Raw genomic sequence first — 16,460 nt, forward strand, 5'->3', positions numbered from 1 at the left:
TTACTATGTTTTTAGAAATCAATCACTTAGAGAAAGTTTACCACACTCGCTTTTCAAAGGAGCAAACCCGTGCGCTTCAAGACGTCGACTTCAAAGTCGAGGACGGCGAGTTCATCGCTATCATGGGAGAGTCTGGCTCTGGTAAGACCACACTGCTCAATATCCTAGCCACACTGGAAAAGCCAACCAAAGGCTCTGTCATCCTAGGCGGACAAGACATCACAAAGATTAAGGAAAACAAACTAGCCAGCTTTCGCCTGCACAATCTCGGCTTTGTCTTTCAAGACTTCAACCTTTTAGACACCCTGTCTATCAGAGACAATATTTTCTTGCCTTTGGTGCTTGAGCGCAAGAGCTACAAGGAAATGGCACAGCGCTTAGATGAGCTTGCACCGCAGTTGCGTATCGAGGATTTGCTAGACAAGCGTCCCTTTGAGTTATCTGGTGGGCAAAAGCAGAGGGTGGCGATTGCTCGTAGTTTGATGACAAAACCACAGTTGCTACTAGCAGATGAGCCGACAGCTGCGCTTGATTATCGCAACTCTGAAGACCTCCTAGAGCTTTTTGAGGACATCAATTTGGACGGGCAAACCATTTTGATGGTTACCCACTCAGCTAACGCCGCAAGCCATGCTAGACGTGTCCTTTTCATCAAGGACGGACGTATCTTCCACCAAGTCTATCGTGGCAATAAATCCACCAAAGAGTTTGGTAAGGACATCTCGCTTGCCATGTCTGCTCTTTTAGGAGGTGAGTAGCATGTTTTACTTCAAAATGGCTTGGAACAACCTCAAAAACAGCCTCTCAAGCTATATTCCCTTTATGCTCGCCAGCTTTTTCCTCTACTCGGTGACCTGCTCGACCTTTCTCATCCTGCTGAGCCCCGTCGGAAAATCCATGGGAACAGGGGTGACAGCTGTCGGTCTAGGTGCCATTGTGCTTAGTATCTTCTCACTGGTTATGGAGCGCTATAGCTACCGAGTCCTTCTCAAACAGCGTAGCCGCGAGTTTGGTTTGTACAATATTCTAGGGATGAACAAGCGTCAAGTAGGCGTAGTGGCTACGTTTGAGCTGATGATTATCTTTGTGATACTAGTTATCTTTGGGACGATTTTCAGCGGTATTTTTGCCAAATTCATCTACGTCATTTTTGTCAATCTGACAGGCTACACCAAGCTCAATCTCACACTGAGCGTGTTCCCATTTATCTTAAATGCTGTGATATTTGCAGGTATCTTCTTTATTCTGTGGCTCAGCGCCCTAGCGCATATCAGACTCGCTTCACCGCTCAGTCTCTTTCACAATCAAGAGCAAGGGGAAAAAGAACCGCGTGGCAATGTCTTTCTGGCTGCGCTCAGCGTCATCGCTATCGGCTATGCCTACTATATGGCGGTCACTTCTGCTAAATTAGCTCCCCTTGAGGTCATTTACAAGTTCTTCTTTGCTGTGCTCCTTGTCATTGCTGGGACTTACCTTTTTTACATCAGCTTTATGACCTGGTACTTAAAGCGTCGTCGGAAAAATAAAAACTATTATTACAAGCCAGAGCACTTTGTTTCTACGTCACAGATGATTTTCCGAATGAAGCAAAATGCTGCAGGGTTGGCTAGTATTAGCCTACTAGCAGTTATGGCGCTAGTCACTATCGGTACAACCGTCTCCCTCTACAGCAATACGCAAAATATGGTTGGCTCTCTCTTTATCAAGAACACCCGTATCAACTACGATATACCAAAAGATAGCAGCATCACACAAGCTGAAGAAAACTTCAAAAAAGATGTCCTTGATAAGCTTGGTCGCTCAAGTAAAGATGTCATTGCTTATCAGACAGGTATGATTTCACTCAACTACAAGGATAAAAAAGATGTCACCGTCAACGACAATAATATTGCCGAAGCTTCTATGGCAACAGGTTTTGTCTATCTCATCTCACAAGACGATTTCAAGCGACTTGGAAATAGTATCAAAACACTAAAAAGTGATGAAACTCTCTTTTTGACCCAAAAAGGCAACAGCGCTATCCATTCCTTTGACCTTTTTGGCAAGAAGTACAAGGTAACCAATCTTAAAAGTGCCATTTTCCCAGACTTGCAAAATACGGTAAACAGTGCTGTTCTGGTTTTGCCAAGCAAGGCTGACTGCGAGGAAATTTTCAAACATTATCGTGCTTACAGCGATAAAGGTATGGGCATCTCAGAAGCCTATGCTATCCACCTCGATCTATCAAAAGCAGAAATAGCTAAAATCGTAAATGGTCAAGTCGCAACAGGGCAAAATACAGTCGGAGAAGGTGAATTTGTTGGTATCCTTCAGACCAAAGCAGACACCTTATCTGAGATGTACAATTTCTTTGGCGGTCTCCTCTTTACAGGCTTCCTTCTTGGAATTAGCTTCCTTCTCGGTGTAGCGCTTATCGTCTACTACAAGCAGTACTCTGAAGGGCACGAGGACAAGAAGTCCTATCGTATCCTGCAAGAAGTTGGGATGACACAGGGGCAAATCAAGAAAACCATCAACTCACAGATCGTTCTCTTCTTCTTTATGCCGCTTGGTATTGCAACACTACACTATCTTGTTGCCATTCCGATGTTGAGACAAATGCTATTGACCTTTGGAGTAACAGATGCTAAGCTGGTATATATCGTAAGTAGCATTACCATCGCCATTATCGCAGCGCTCTACTTTGTCATCTATCGTCTCACTAGCAGAACCTACTATAAGATTATCGAGCGCTAAGAAAAGACTGGCTTGCCCAGTCTTTTTTGTGAAAACGATACACTTATGATAAAATAGAGAAAAAGGAGGGCTTATGACGGACAGGCGGATTTTTATTATCGAGGATGACCAGACCATTGTACATCTCTTGAAAAACAGTTTGCAGACGACTTATACGGTGGGAAGTGTTCAGAATTTTCGTGATGTCAAGCGAGAGACAGAAGCCTTTCAACCAGACTTGATTTTGATGGATATTACGCTTCCTTATTACAACGGTTTTTACTGGACGACAGAAATTCGGAAAAGTTTATCTGTGCCGATTATTTTTATCTCATCAAGCAGCGATGAGATGGATATGGTGATGGCGCTCAATATGGGCGGAGATGATTTTATCTCAAAACCTTTTTCACTGACTGTCTTGGAGGCTAAGATTGCAGCCTTTTTACGCCGTGCTCGCCAAACAGCAACGCCAGAACACCATTTGGATGGCTATCAGCTCAATCAAGATGGTATCTTTACTAGCCCGACTCACCAGCAGGTAACACTCACGCCAAACGAGTACAAAATACTGCGCTTTCTCTTTGAGCATGTCAATCAAGTCGTGACCAAGGAGGAGTTGCTGGAGAGTCTCTGGGAGGACGAGAGCTTTATCGACCAAAATACGCTCAATGTCAACATGACACGCCTGCGTAAAAAGCTGACGCCACTTGGCTTTAATCACATTCATACCGTGAGAGGAGTTGGCTATTTGCTCAAATGATCAAACCATTTTTTAAAGAAAACGCCGTCTGGTATGCGACTTATCTCGGCGTGGTATTCTTATTTTTCCTCAACTTTTGGCTCTATCACTTGCCACTAGTCTATTTTGCGAACGCTCTAGCGCTCAACCTTGTCATTCTCGTCGTTGTCAGCTTGTGGCGCTATTTTCTCTTTCGTAAAAAAATGCTGGCGCTTGCGCACTTTGTCTATGATAGTGAGCTTGAGGACTTTACCAGCCCAAGCGACCTTGCCTACCGCACAGCTATCGCAAAACTACGCCACGCTGCTAATCGTAAAGAGCTTGACGCCACCAGTCAAAAGCATAACCTAGAGAGTCTCATCAAGATGTGGGCGCACCAGATGAAAGTTCCCTTATCCGCCATCTCTCTCATGGCACAAACCGGCCAGCTGACTCCAGAAGAAACCAAACGGCAAGTCCTGCGCCTAGAAAACTATCTGGATACACTGCTCAACTATGTCAAGTTCAACCAACATCAGGATGACTTTCGCTTTGAGAAGGTTTCAGCCAGAAAAGTAGTAGCAGAAGTGGTCAAAAAATACCGCACAGCTTGTCTAGCTAAGAACTTATCCGTCACCATCACAGGCGATACGACCTTTAAAACTGATAGAAAATGGCTGAGCTTTGCCCTTTCACAAATCTTTGACAATGCTGTCAAATACTCGCACAACAACGCTCAGATAAGAATCGCAATCACAGAGACACAAGTGACTATCAGCGATGATGGTATTGGCATACTAGAAGAGGATTTGCCTCGTTTATTTGACGAAGGCTTCACAGGCTTTAATGGACATGAACATCAAAAGGCGACTGGCTTAGGGCTTTATATGACCAAGCAAGTGCTTGATAAACTTGACTTTTCCATAAAGGTGACAAGTAGGATTTCTAAAGGCACCGATGTCACTATCTCTTCTAAACAAAGACCCTAACTTCAAGAATTTTCTTGAAGTTTTTTCATTTGCCTATTGACAAAAGCTTAAAACTTGCTAAAATTAAACTTAACCAGTTAATTAACTGGTTAATCAAAAGGAGGACTAATGAAATCAAAATGGTATTTTCTTGTTCTAGTAAGTCTGCTACTGTGTTTGGCGGGATGTCATACCAACACAAGCGCTACCAAAGGAACAAGACAACTCAAGATTGTCACAAGCTTTTATCCCATCTATGCGCTGACAAAGACTGTCTCTAGTGACTTAAACGATGTCAAGATGATACAGTCCAGTCAAGGTATTCACGACTTTGAACCGTCAACGGCTGATGTGGAGGCTATTTATCGTGCCGATGTCTTTATTTATCACTCTCACACTTTAGAGTCATGGGCAGGAAGTTTAGACCCGAGCTTACAAGGTTCAAAGGTCAAGGTCATCGAAGCTGCTAAAGGGCTCAAACTTAGTAGGGTAGAGGGCTTAGAGGATGTGCCTGTGACCAACAATATCGACCCAGCAAGGCTATACGACCCTCATAGCTGGAACGACCCTATCTTGCTTGCTGATGAAGCGCAAAATATCGCCAAGCAGCTGAAAAAACTGGATCCTAAAAATGCCAAGACCTACCAAAAAAATGCAGACGACTTCAGCAAATCTGCCAAGGACTTGACCGCAAAATACCAGGAGATTTTTGCCAAGGCAAAGTCTAAATATTTTGTCACCCAGCACACAGCTTTTTACTATCTGGCAAAACGCTTTGGTCTCAAGCAGTTGGGCATATCAAGCGTGACCAACCAAGAACCTAGCGCAAGACAGCTGGCAGAAATAGAAGAATTTGTCAAAACCTACAAGGTCAAAACGATTTTTGTCGAAAATGCTATTTCGACCAAGGCAGCCAAAACCATTACCCACAGCACTGGAGCTAGTATTCAAGTACTAAGTCCGCTTGAGGCTGATCCGCAAAATAATCTTAGTCTGCTTGAAAACATCGAGCAGAATCTCAAAGTACTGAGTCAACATTTATTTGTTTTTTTTGAAATAAAAAAGAACGGTTCTTCAAACCGTTCAATACTAAACTTGCAATTCCTCCCGAATTGCTTTTTGTAATAGCTGACTAAAATTGACTTTATTAGCTTTCCCGACTTCTGCAAGCCAGCTTGGGCGCTATCAAGCACAGGAAAGCCACGTCGAAAACAATCGCATTTCCTATGTCAATAGCGGCAAATCAAAGAAACACAAAATCGTCTCTGACACCAAGGGCAAGACACCTGATGAGGTCAGCAAGGAAGAAGGCATTTCAACAGAGCAGATTGTCATCAAAATCACTGATGACGGCTATGTGACTTCGCACGGTGACCATTATCACTATTACAATGGTAAGGTGCCCTATGACGCTATTATCAGCGAGGAGCTGATTATGAACGACCCATCCTATGTCTTTAAGCAAGAAGATGTGGTCAACGAAGTGAGAGATGGCTATATTATCAAGGTGAATGGTAAATACTACCTCTATCTCAAAGAAGGCAGCAAGCGGGTCAATGTCCGCACCAAGGCGCAAATCGAAGAGCAGCAAGAAGAAGCAAAAGCAGAAGTGGCTGGTAAAGGGCACCACAAACACGGCAGTAAATCGACACAACAAGTGAGCAAATCTGTTAAACAAGCCAGAGCGCAAGGGCGCTATACGACCGATGACGGTTACGTCTTTAGTCCGACAGATGTCATTGATGACTTAGGAGACGCTTTCCTAGTGCCACATGGCAATCATTTCCACTATATTCCAAAGTCAGACCTGTCTGCTAGCGAGTTGTCCGCTGCTCAAGCTTATTGGAATGGGCTTTCTGGACGGGCTAAGCAAACACACCAAGCACAGACTATTTTTAGAAAAACAGATAGTACGTCTAAAGCAACACCGCAATTGCCGTCCTCAACGACACACTTTGCACCAACTATTACACAAGGTCACGCTTGGCATACAAGCCAAAGCACGCAGACGACACATCATTCACAAACAAGTGCGCCATCTACGCCCCACACAAGTACCCAAGCGCAGAGTCAAAAAGAGCAGCCACAGACCAATAACTCAACGTCTCTAACTACTCTCCTTAATCAACTCTACGCTCAGCCATTGACCTCCCGTCACGTTGAAGCGGATGGTCTCGTCTACGATCCGCAAAAGGTTATCCGCTTTACCGCAACAGGGGCAGTCATTCCGCACGGCGACCACTATCACTTTATCCCTTACAGCCAAATGTCAGACCTAGAAGCGCAAATCACACGCCTTCTCGCCTCTGGAGCAAAAGTAGATAGCAAGACAAGCGACAATCAGACGCAAAACACCAAGTCTGAAAGCCAAACCAACACCTCTACAAACACTAGCAAATCAACAAGCACTCTCATCCCAGACAACATCAAAAAGTCTGCTCAAGGTAGCGATGGCAAGCCTTACACAACCTCTGACGGCTATACCTTGAGCATTGACTCTGTGACGGATGTGGTTGACCAAGCCATTATCGCTAAGCACGGTGACCACCTGCACTATATCCGCTGGGAAGATTTAGAAGACAGCGAGTTGGATGCTATTCGTGAGAAATTTAAAGACCAAAAAACGACCAAGACAGCCCTTTATCCCGCTAATATCGAAGCTATCAAACCTGAGTTGAAGATGCCTTTGAAGGACTTGCCATCTGACCTTTACTATGTCATCGCTGCCACTCCGCAAGGCTTTGTACAGCCGCACTATGACCACTACCATGTCATTTCTTATGATTGGTTGGAAAAGGACGTGATTGCGACCATCAAGTATATGCTGGCGCACCCAGAGTTGAAGCCAAAGCCTACACGTGAAGTTCTTCGTAAGCAAGCGGAAAGTTACAAGATGGACTTTAAGACCTTGGAGGACAAGATTAACGACATTTCTGAACGTTATGATGTCAGCCCCGCTCACATGACCTTCCTCAAGGACAAACGCCAAGTTCGTCTGACGGATAAAAATGGTAAAGAGCAAACGGTTGATATTGAGACAGGGGCACTGCTCAGCTATTTACAAGACGACACCATCGCTCTTTCTGGCAAGAGCAGTCAAGACATGACCAATATCCTAGACCGTTTTGCCAAAGACTACGGCATGAGCGCTGATACGCTCAATGAAAAACTCACCAATATCGCCCTTGAGTACAAGGTTTCCTACGCTAGCATGAGCCTGCATGCGGACGGTCACGTCACTTTCCAAGCAAATGGCAAAGACGTTAGTCTCGACCTTAAAGCAAACACGGAAAATACCACACCAAAAACAGCAGACACACAAACAGACAAAATCACGCAGTTGGCACAACAATACGGCTACAGCCGTGATGTCATGTCAACTAAAATCAATCAGCTCACAAGCAAATACCAAGTCACCCTTGACGCTATTCACTTTGAAGCTAATAAACGAGCCACTATCACGCAGACAAACGGCAATAAAGTGACGGTTAATCTTGATACCCTAGCAGAAGTTACAACGACTAAACCTGCTGACACTAAGACAAGTACGCAAGCAAGTACAGACAGCTCTTCTAGTACCAAAGTCGACTTCCCAATGGCAAAACAAAAACCATTTGGAGAGACAGACGATAGCGATACAGACAGCAGCAGTCAAACAACAAGCAGCAGTGAAGCAGAAGCGACAAGCGAAGAATAGTTTACATAATTAAAAATATGTAATAGAATACAACTACCAAAAAAAGACTTCTAAGATAAAACTTAGAAGTCTTTTTTTTTTACAGTTTATCAAGAGCATTTTTCTGCTCGTCGTTGACGATGTGGGTGTAGAGGTCAGTGACCTGCGTCGAAGCGTGCCCAAGCTGATGACTGACTAGGACTTGTGATTTGGTGCTGTCATATAGCCTTGTCGCTAGAGTGTGGCGAAGCTTGTGCGGTGTAACCCGAACCTTGAAGCCTTGCGAATATTTGGCAACCAGCTTTTCGATAGAAGAAGCGTCGATACGATTGGGCTTGCCACGGTATTCAGCTAAAAAGAGGGCGGTATCTGTCTTTTCAGCCTTGTAACGTGCCTTGCGGATAGCAAGATATTGCTCTAAATAGGGCTTTGCAAAGCTGGCAACGTTGACAGCGTCTCTTTTGCCCCCTTTTCGGGTGACCTCGATGACCATCATATTGAGATTGAGGTCTTTGACATCGAGATTAACCGCTTCTGATAAGCGAATGCCAGACGCCAACAGAAGTGCGATAATGGCTAAATCACGTTCTTTATTTTTGGTGAAGAAGGAGAGGGCACGTTTTGATAATTTGGTAGCATAATCCTGCTCAATATAGTCCAAAAACGCCTGTGTCTCATCGCCCAAAAAGAGCTTTTGCTTGATATTTTCAGCCCGAGCCGCCAAGGTTTCTTTCTTTTTCTTGGTGGACACTTTCTTCATGACATTACGGTAAAAATAGGGCTCGCCCTCGTCATTTTCTACCTCCTCGGTCAGGTACTTAAAAAGGCTAGAAAGTGCGGATAATGTCCTATTTATCGTCGTTTGAGAGACACCCTGCTTGGTCGTATTGCTGTTAAGCAGGGGACGCTCACGCAGATACAAAATGAAAGCCTCCATGTCTTTTTTAGAAAGATGTTCCAGAGTTTCAAGCTCAATATCAGCAATTTTTTGACAATGCGCAATGTCTGAATCAATCAACCATTCAAAAAAACGACGGTATTCCTTGAGGTATTCGTAAAGCGTCGTAAAACTGTAAGGAACGGTCAATTTGGACTGATAATAATCCAGCACGTACCAAGGCATAACCGCCTTGAGCTCATCAATTTTTTCTAGTAATAATTCACGTCGCATAATATGTCCTCTAAAAATCATGATATTTGTCTTTAAGAGAAGTATACCACACCCCTATCTTATTTTCAAGAAAATTACAGTTTTTCGGAAAGATTAGATGAAGAAAATTTACTTCCTTTATTTTATTAGTGATATACATTTTAGATTAGTTAGTATCCTTAGGAACAACTCTCGAGGGAAAGTTAATTCTTCTAGTCAATCCTTCTTTTTTATGGTATTATTTTTAATAAGAAAGTTTTATCGAAAGGTGCTAAATAAGCCGATGACTACAGATTGTGAATTGATTGTGATGTTAACACATAATGACTGCACCGTCAGCGATGCCTATGCTATATTTGAGACTTGTCGTCATACAAAAGCTAAGTTTTGGGGATTTAAGGAAAAGCCACTTCCGTTATCTGAGATGAAACGACTTTATGCTTATATGAAAGACTGCGGGAAGACCACTTTTTTAGAGGTCATTGCCTATACGGAGTCGGAATGCCTAGAGGGTGCTCAAATGGCGCTTGAGTGTGGTGTTGATATTCTTATGGGAACCGTTTTCTTTGATTCTATCAATGACTTTTGTAAACAACATCATCTTAAATACATGCCTTTTGTAGGTAAGATTACAGGTCGCCCTTCGATATTAGAGGGAGATATTGATGAGATGATTAGAGAGGCTAAGTCCTATCTTGACAAGGGTGTTTATGGATTTGACTTACTTGGTTATCGTTATACAGGTGATGCTAGCTTATTAAATAAACGCTTTGTGGCTGAAGTTTCTGCTCCTGTTTGTCTTGCAGGTAGTATCGATAGTTATGAGCGTCTTGATGAAGTGTGTGAAGCAAATCCTTGGGCGTTCACAATTGGTAGTGCTTTCTTTGAGCATTGTTTTGGAGATACTTTTGCAGAGCAGATTGATAAAGTCTGTGATTATCTTAACGCTAAAAACGACTGATATTAGTATCAGTCGTTTTTTTTATGTTTAACGGATAAGCTCACTAGGAATTTGGCTATAATCAAACATGACTTCAGAGTGATTATCCAACACGAGTATTTTATCTAAGACTTCTCCACTTTCTCTGTCTAGTTGCTCACGGTAAATCTTGGACAATCGAAAATATTTATCACCTTTTTTAGTAAAATGGTGGTCTTCTTCAACCAATCGATAGCACCAAGGATACGCTTTTTCACTGCGCAACTCACCGTACAAGGTTTCATCCTCGCACCAGATATGTAATTGCACTACTTGGTCAGTAGGATTTTTAAAGCGATAATCCGCATAGTTATAACCAACAGATGTCCCTGTTGCAAAGGGGATACGCTTTGGACCATCGGGAGCAAGGGCATCCGAATGACTATGGAATTCGACAACTTCCATAGGGCTATGCAGAATGAGAAGGTGTAGAGTATTTGCTAAGTTGCAAAGTCCTCCTCCTATTCCTGCTGTCAGCTGGTCACCTACAATAACACGCCCATCTTTATAACCATTTTTAGCTGAAATTTTTCCGACCATCTTCCAAAAAGAAAAGGTCTCTCCTGGTTTTATGAGAATACGATTAAATTTACGAGAAGCAATATCAATATTGAGTGCTTTATTGTACTGGAGTTCAGAGTCTATGCCTTTACCTGTTTTGATGAGGGCAGACTGAGAGCTTGAGATAACTGCTGGTAATAAGGTCTCCTGAAATGTTTGTGCAAAGATATCTTTACTTTTAGCATTTTGAAGATGTCTCTTAAAAATTTCTTTTTGAGTTGAAATGTTATAACAAATCGGATGGATATCACAAAATAAGATCTCTTTTTTTAGAAACTTGACCACATTACCAATAACCATAAAACTCTCTTCTCCTTTTAATTGCTATAAGATTGTCTTGAAAACAAGCGATGAATAGCTAAAATAAGCTTTTCCAGTCGCCTTTTTTTACCCAACTTTGTCTCATTTTCTTGAGGAATAAATTGGACCATGATATTATCCAGTCCAGCTCGATTGGCTCCTAAGATGTCTGTGAAGATCTGGTCTCCGACAACAACTACTTCCTTAGGTTTTACCTGCAATTGCTTAACTGCCTTGTGGTAGGCTGCTGGATTGGGTTTATCAGCTAGTGGGATGTAAGGCAGGGAACGTGTACGTGTAAAGTGCCTGATACGCTCGTCTGAATTGTTAGAGAGTAAGAATAAAGAAAATCCTATCTCGACAAGCTGGTCAAATAGCTGCTCGACTTCTGGTGTAATATCACGACCATGAGGTACTAAGGTCGCATCAATGTCAAAAATAATAGCATGATACCCTTTTTGGTACAATTGCTGATAATCAATGTCGAACACGCTCTTGGCGTATGTTTGAGGGAAAATATGTTTAATCATTTACAAATCCCTTTTATTTTCGTTTTTTCTTGGCTTTTTTCATTTTTTTAGCCATACGTTTCATAGCTTGTTTAGTGGCAAATTCGCCCACTTTTCCTTTCAAGCCCCCACCAAACATTTGGCTCATATCCATGTTGCCACCAAGCGCTGACATATCTGGCATGCCTTGTCCCATCATGCTATCTAAAGCTGATATATCCATGTTATTTGGCATGTTTTTAGGGAGATTGTTTGGATTGATACCCATTTGTTTCATCATCTTGTCCATATCGCCAGACATGACCCCTTGCATCATCTGCTTAGCTTGGTTAAAATCTTTGATGAATTTATTGACCTCAACAAAGCTATTTCCAGAACCTGCTGCGATACGACGGCGACGGCTTGGGTTTAAAAGCTCAGGGTTTTCACGTTCTTCAGGCGTCATAGAGGATACAATCGCACGTTTTCTGGCAATATCTCGCTCATCCACCTTGACATTTTTCAGTGCAGGATTATTTGCCATTCCAGGAATCATCTTGAGCAAATCTTCCATAGGTCCCATGTTTTGCACTTGGTCGAGCTGTTCGATGAAATCGTTGAAATCAAAGGTGTTTTCACGCATTTTTTCAGCAAGTTCCATTGATTTTTGTTCATCGTATTCAGCGGAAGCCTTTTCAATGAGGGTCAACAAGTCCCCCATGCCAAGGATACGGCTAGACATGCGGTCTGGGTGGAAGGTCTCAATATCTGTGATTTTTTCACCAGTCCCTGTAAATTTAATAGGCTTACCAGTGATTTCACGGACAGACAGAGCGGCACCACCACGTGTATCCCCATCAATCTTGGTGAGGACAACCCCTGTAATGTCCAGTTGCTTGTTAAATTCGTCAGCGACATTTGCTGCCTCTTGACCAATCATACTGTCAATCACCAGCAAAATCTCATTTGGCTGAGCTAGAGCCTTGACATCACGCAGTTCCTGCATGAGTTTTTCATCGATTTGCAGACGACCAGCCGTATCGATGATGACATAGTCGTTGCGATTTTCACGAGCCTGTGCTAGACCTTGACGAACAATTTCAACGGCCGGCTGTTCCGTTCCCATATCAAAGACAGGCACATTGATTTGCTGACCAAGTGTTTTCAATTGGTCAATGGCTGCTGGACGGTAAATATCCGCAGCAATCATGAGGGGACGTGCTTTTTCTTCTTTGATGAGCTTGTTAGCTAATTTACCCGCAAAGGTTGTTTTACCAGCACCTTGAAGACCGACCATCATGATAATGGTTGGAATTTTAGGCGATTTTTCAAGCTCAGCTGTCTCAGAACCAAGGATTTCCGTCAATTCTTCATTGACGATTTTGACGATTTGTTGGGTCGGATCAAGTGTGTCAATGATTTCGTGACCAACCGCACGTTCACGAACACGCTTGATAAAGGTTTTTACAACAGGTAGGGCAACGTCGGCTTCAAGAAGGGCGAGACGGATTTCTTTGGTGACTTCTTGGACTTCTTTTTCCGATAGTTTCTTTTTGCCACGGATATTTTTAAAGACGCCTTGTAAGCGCTCGGTTAAACTTTCAAATGCCATGATGTTCTCCTCTAATCTCTATTATCAATACTGCTTAGTAGCTGGATTTTCTCTTGTAGATAGCTGTCTTTTGGATATTTCTCTAAAATCTCGTCAAATATCTGATTGCGCACGATATAATCCGAATACATGTGCAGTTTCATCTCATAAGTTTCTAAAATCTTCTCGGTGCGTTTGATATTGTCATAAACCGCCTGACGGCTCACATCAAACTCCTCAGCAATCTCAGCCAAACTATAGTCATCCGCATAGTAAAGCTCGATGTAGTTCATCTGTTTGTCGGTCAATAGCGCTGCGTAAAACTCAAAAAGCGCATTCATACGATTGGTCTTTTCAATTTCCATAGCCTCTATTATACCAAAAAATGCTGGTCTTTTATAGTTTTTTTACAAACAGAATCTACATAATTTTATATACGTAAACTAACCTTGGTTTTCCAGATAAAACTCAAAGCGCTCACCGACATATTGGCTATGCACATACTCAAAAGGTGTGCCATCCTTAAAATAAGAGACCTGCACCAGGGTCAAGAGAGCGCTGCCTCGCTTGGTTTGTAAAATTTCTGCGATACGCTCTGAGGCATTGCGAGCTGAAATCGTCTGGCTGCTCTTGCCGATCTCATAGCCATGACTGGTCAACGCCTTGAAAAATTGCTCGGTGATGTCCTTTCGTGCGATATTTTTGATGAGTTCTTCAGGTATAGAGGCAACCTCATACACCAAGGGCACACCGTCCGCATAGCGCACCCGCTCCATCTGGATGACATAGGCAGACTCGTCTCTTAACTGTAGCTTTTCACGTTCAGTTTTGTCAGCCAGTTTTCGCTTGTAAGACAGCAGTCTGCTGGATGGTGTTTTGCCCTGTCCTTTGATAATATCAGAAAAGCTGGTCGTGCCAGACATTTTTTCCTGCACCCGCTTGCTAGCGACAAAAGTGCCACTCCCCACACGGCGCTCCAAGATGCCTTCGTCCACCAAAAGCGAAACGGCTTGACGTAGCGTCATCCTGCTGACAGAAAACTTATCCGCCAAATCCCGCTCACTTGGCAGACGCTCACCGATTTTCCAGTTTTCCTCCTCAATCTCTTTTTTGATAACATCATGTATCCTAATATAAGCTGGTACCATATCTGCTCCTTTATGTCTTGCTTAGTTTTCCTCTATTTTACCATTTTTTTAGGCAGAAAAAAATACGATTGACTACTGCTATTTCTGGCAAAATATGCTAAAATGAAGATAAACTGTTAGGCTTCTAACGTAAAAGAAAGGAAACACATGATTGATAATGCGAAACAATTGAATGATGTGCAAAAAATCATCGTTCTGGACTACGGTAGCCAGTACAATCAGCTGATTGCTCGCCGTATTCGTGAGTTTGGAGTATTCTCAGAACTAAAGAGCCACAAGATTTCTGCTCAAGAAGTCAAAGACATCAACCCAATCGGGATTGTCCTATCTGGAGGTCCAAACTCTGTTTATGCGGACAATGCCTTTGGGATTGACCAAGAAATTTTTGAACTTGGTATTCCAATTCTTGGGATTTGCTACGGCATGCAGCTATTGACCAGCAAATTAGGCGGAAAAGTTGTCCCTGCCTCTGAAGCGGGTAATAGCGAGTACGGTCAGTCTACCTTGCGTGTCAAAACGGACTCTAAGCTTTTCAAAGGAACACCTAAAGAGCAAACGGTTTTGATGAGTCACGGAGACGCTGTTACAGAGATTCCTGAGTCATTCCACCTCGTTGGGGACTCTGTTGATTGTCCGTATGCTGCCATCGAAGATAGCGAAAAGCGTATCTATGGTATTCAGTTCCACCCAGAAGTGCGTCATTCAGAGTTTGGGAATGATATCTTGCATAACTTTGCCTTTGACATCTGTGGAGCAAAAGGTGATTGGTCAATGGAGAATTTCATTGACATGCAAATCGCTGCTATTCGTCAAAAAGTAGGTGACCGCAAGGTCCTTCTAGGCTTGTCTGGTGGGGTTGACTCATCTGTTGTTGGTGTGCTCTTGCAGCGTGCTATCGGTGACCAGTTGACCTGTATCTTCGTTGACCACGGGCTTCTTCGTAAAGGCGAAGGCGATCAAGTCATGAACATGCTTGGTGGAAAATTTGGACTAAACATCATCCGTGTGGACGCTTCAAAACGTTTCCTAGATTTGTTAGCTGGCGTTGATGACCCAGAGAAGAAACGTAAAATCATCGGAAACGAATTTGTCTATGTCTTTGACGACGAGGCAAGCAAGCTAAAAGGTGTTGATTTCCTAGCACAAGGAACGCTCTATACTGACGTTATCGAGTCTGGGACAGAGACAGCGCAAACCATCAAGTCTCACCACAACGTTGGTGGACTGCCAGAGGACATGCAGTTTGAGCTTATCGAGCCGCTTAATACCCTTTTCAAGGACGAAGTACGTGCTCTAGGGACAGCGCTTGGCATGCCTGATGAGGTCGTTTGGCGTCAGCCGTTCCCAGGTCCAGGACTTGCTATCCGTGTCATGGGTGACATCACTCCTGAAAAGCTTGAGACTGTCCGTGAGTCAGACGCTATCTTGCGTGAAGAAATCTCAAAAGCTGGGCTTGAGCGTGATATTTGGCAGTATTTCACTGTCAATACTGGTGTGCGTTCTGTCGGTGTTATGGGAGATGGTCGTACTTATGATTACACCATCGCCGTTCGTGCCATCACTTCTATTGACGGTATGACTGCTGACTTTGCTCGTATCCCTTGGGACGTTCTTCAAAAGATTTCCGTTCGTATCGTCAATGAAGTTGACCACGTCAACCGCGTCGTCTACGACATCACCAGCAAACCACCAGCAACTGTTGAGTGGGAATGATTTATAAACATGATTTGAAGTGAAATGGTTGATTTAACAGCATTTTCAGTTATTATAAAAGGTTAAAAATAAATCAAAATTGATTGGTTCCCCACCAAAAACCCCACCAGAATTTTTCTGGTGAGGTTTTTTTATATTAAATTTTTTTGTCAATTATGAATTTTAATATAAAATACACGAACTGAGCTAGAGTTCACCAATAAGTCTACAATACTTTATGTTGTTTTAGACTTTTTATATTGGAAAATACTTACATTGATTTCAAAAGATTCACTATTCATTTTATCTCCTTTAAAATCAAATATTTTATATTTCATTACCCGTTGTGCTAGTTACTTAAGCGTAAGCAAGTGAATACCTTAGACTAAAACCATTTTCCATTTGACTTTGATGAAGTAGTAAGGAGTATGTTAATAAGATTGCCTCCACTTTAAATTTTAAAGCATAAAGATT

General features: G+C 42.8%; 14 protein-coding genes and 1 pseudogene. 8 read left to right on the forward strand and 7 right to left on the reverse strand.

Features of this window, described 5'->3' with window-relative positions; translation table 11 throughout:
• Nucleotides 1–5: 5 nt before the first annotated feature.
• From AALA56_RS05740 to AALA56_RS05765, 6 genes are all read left to right on the forward strand, one after another.
• Nucleotides 6–758, forward strand: coding sequence for an ABC transporter ATP-binding protein (locus AALA56_RS05740; protein ID WP_115269638.1), 753 nt, complete (start codon nt 6–8; stop codon nt 756–758).
• Between the two features lies 1 nt (nt 759).
• On the forward strand, nt 760–2,736 hold the full coding sequence (locus AALA56_RS05745; protein ID WP_369909159.1) for an ABC transporter permease: 1,977 nt from the start codon (nt 760–762) through the stop codon (nt 2,734–2,736).
• A gap of 73 nt (nt 2,737–2,809) precedes the next feature.
• Complete coding sequence (locus tag AALA56_RS05750) at nt 2,810–3,475, forward strand: response regulator transcription factor (RefSeq protein ID WP_369909160.1); 666 nt, start codon at nt 2,810–2,812, stop codon at nt 3,473–3,475.
• Nucleotides 3,472–4,422, forward strand: a complete 951-nt coding sequence (locus AALA56_RS05755) for a sensor histidine kinase (protein WP_369909161.1) — start codon at nt 3,472–3,474, stop codon at nt 4,420–4,422. The genes AALA56_RS05750 and AALA56_RS05755 overlap by 4 nt, the downstream gene beginning before the upstream one ends.
• A gap of 108 nt (nt 4,423–4,530) precedes the next feature.
• Nucleotides 4,531–5,526 carry a metal ABC transporter solute-binding protein, Zn/Mn family gene (locus AALA56_RS05760; RefSeq protein ID WP_369909162.1) on the forward strand — a complete coding sequence of 332 codons (996 nt, stop codon included), beginning with the start codon at nt 4,531–4,533 and terminating at the stop codon, nt 5,524–5,526.
• Nucleotides 5,527–5,539: 13 nt separating this feature from the next.
• Nucleotides 5,540–8,098 carry a pneumococcal-type histidine triad protein gene (locus AALA56_RS05765; RefSeq protein ID WP_369909163.1) on the forward strand — a complete coding sequence of 853 codons (2,559 nt, stop codon included), beginning with the start codon at nt 5,540–5,542 and terminating at the stop codon, nt 8,096–8,098.
• A 79-nt stretch (nt 8,099–8,177) separates the two neighbouring features.
• On the opposite strand, the gene xerS is transcribed toward AALA56_RS05765, so the two are convergent.
• Nucleotides 8,178–9,248 (reverse strand): tyrosine recombinase XerS, encoded by a 1,071-nt coding sequence (gene xerS, locus AALA56_RS05770; RefSeq protein WP_369909164.1) that lies wholly within the window; start codon nt 9,246–9,248, stop codon nt 8,178–8,180.
• A 262-nt stretch (nt 9,249–9,510) separates the two neighbouring features.
• Between xerS and AALA56_RS05775 the strand changes: the two genes are divergently transcribed.
• Nucleotides 9,511–10,188, forward strand: a complete 678-nt coding sequence (locus AALA56_RS05775; protein WP_369909165.1) for a hypothetical protein — start codon at nt 9,511–9,513, stop codon at nt 10,186–10,188.
• 27 nt (nt 10,189–10,215) lie between these two features.
• Here AALA56_RS05775 and AALA56_RS05780 read toward each other — a convergent pair whose 3' ends face one another.
• The 5 genes from AALA56_RS05780 to AALA56_RS05800 form a co-directional block, all read right to left on the reverse strand.
• Nucleotides 10,216–11,067 carry a VanW family protein gene (locus AALA56_RS05780; RefSeq protein ID WP_369909166.1) on the reverse strand — a complete coding sequence of 284 codons (852 nt, stop codon included), beginning with the start codon at nt 11,065–11,067 and terminating at the stop codon, nt 10,216–10,218.
• A 17-nt stretch (nt 11,068–11,084) separates the two neighbouring features.
• Nucleotides 11,085–11,597: a YqeG family HAD IIIA-type phosphatase gene (locus tag AALA56_RS05785; RefSeq protein WP_369909167.1), complete on the reverse strand. Its 513-nt coding sequence runs from the start codon at nt 11,595–11,597 to the stop codon at nt 11,085–11,087.
• 13 nt (nt 11,598–11,610) lie between these two features.
• Complete coding sequence (gene ffh, locus AALA56_RS05790) at nt 11,611–13,167, reverse strand: signal recognition particle protein (protein WP_369909168.1); 1,557 nt, start codon at nt 13,165–13,167, stop codon at nt 11,611–11,613.
• Between the two features lie 11 nt (nt 13,168–13,178).
• On the reverse strand, nt 13,179–13,511 hold the full coding sequence (locus AALA56_RS05795) for a putative DNA-binding protein (RefSeq protein ID WP_369909169.1): 333 nt from the start codon (nt 13,509–13,511) through the stop codon (nt 13,179–13,181).
• A 78-nt stretch (nt 13,512–13,589) separates the two neighbouring features.
• Nucleotides 13,590–14,294, reverse strand: coding sequence for a GntR family transcriptional regulator (locus AALA56_RS05800; RefSeq protein WP_369909170.1), 705 nt, complete (start codon nt 14,292–14,294; stop codon nt 13,590–13,592).
• Nucleotides 14,295–14,441: 147 nt separating this feature from the next.
• On the opposite strand from AALA56_RS05800, the gene guaA reads away from it, so the two are divergent.
• A complete protein-coding gene (gene guaA / locus AALA56_RS05805; protein WP_369909171.1) occupies nt 14,442–16,007 on the forward strand; it encodes a glutamine-hydrolyzing GMP synthase in 1,566 nt (521 codons plus the stop codon).
• Between the two features lie 336 nt (nt 16,008–16,343).
• Here guaA and AALA56_RS10180 read toward each other — a convergent pair.
• A pseudogene (locus AALA56_RS10180) lies at nt 16,344–16,460 on the reverse strand (IS982 family transposase); the annotation flags it as partial.

The sequence above is a fragment of the Streptococcus hyointestinalis genome (assembly GCF_041225505.1).
Taxonomy (GTDB): domain Bacteria; phylum Bacillota; class Bacilli; order Lactobacillales; family Streptococcaceae; genus Streptococcus; species Streptococcus hyointestinalis_B.

Coding starts and splice junctions, on each gene's coding strand:
- AALA56_RS05740 (WP_115269638.1), top strand. CDS start 6: ATGTTTTTAGAAATCAATCACTTAGAGAAAGTTTACCACACTCGCTTT.
- AALA56_RS05745 (WP_369909159.1), top strand. CDS start 760: ATGTTTTACTTCAAAATGGCTTGGAACAACCTCAAAAACAGCCTCTCA.
- AALA56_RS05750 (WP_369909160.1), top strand. CDS start 2,810: ATGACGGACAGGCGGATTTTTATTATCGAGGATGACCAGACCATTGTA.
- AALA56_RS05755 (WP_369909161.1), top strand. CDS start 3,472: ATGATCAAACCATTTTTTAAAGAAAACGCCGTCTGGTATGCGACTTAT.
- AALA56_RS05760 (WP_369909162.1), top strand. CDS start 4,531: ATGAAATCAAAATGGTATTTTCTTGTTCTAGTAAGTCTGCTACTGTGT.
- xerS (WP_369909164.1), bottom strand. CDS start 9,248: ATGCGACGTGAATTATTACTAGAAAAAATTGATGAGCTCAAGGCGGTT.
- AALA56_RS05775 (WP_369909165.1), top strand. CDS start 9,511: ATGACTACAGATTGTGAATTGATTGTGATGTTAACACATAATGACTGC.
- AALA56_RS05780 (WP_369909166.1), bottom strand. CDS start 11,067: ATGGTTATTGGTAATGTGGTCAAGTTTCTAAAAAAAGAGATCTTATTT.
- AALA56_RS05785 (WP_369909167.1), bottom strand. CDS start 11,597: ATGATTAAACATATTTTCCCTCAAACATACGCCAAGAGCGTGTTCGAC.
- ffh (WP_369909168.1), bottom strand. CDS start 13,167: ATGGCATTTGAAAGTTTAACCGAGCGCTTACAAGGCGTCTTTAAAAAT.
- AALA56_RS05795 (WP_369909169.1), bottom strand. CDS start 13,511: ATGGAAATTGAAAAGACCAATCGTATGAATGCGCTTTTTGAGTTTTAC.
- AALA56_RS05800 (WP_369909170.1), bottom strand. CDS start 14,294: ATGGTACCAGCTTATATTAGGATACATGATGTTATCAAAAAAGAGATT.
- guaA (WP_369909171.1), top strand. CDS start 14,442: ATGATTGATAATGCGAAACAATTGAATGATGTGCAAAAAATCATCGTT.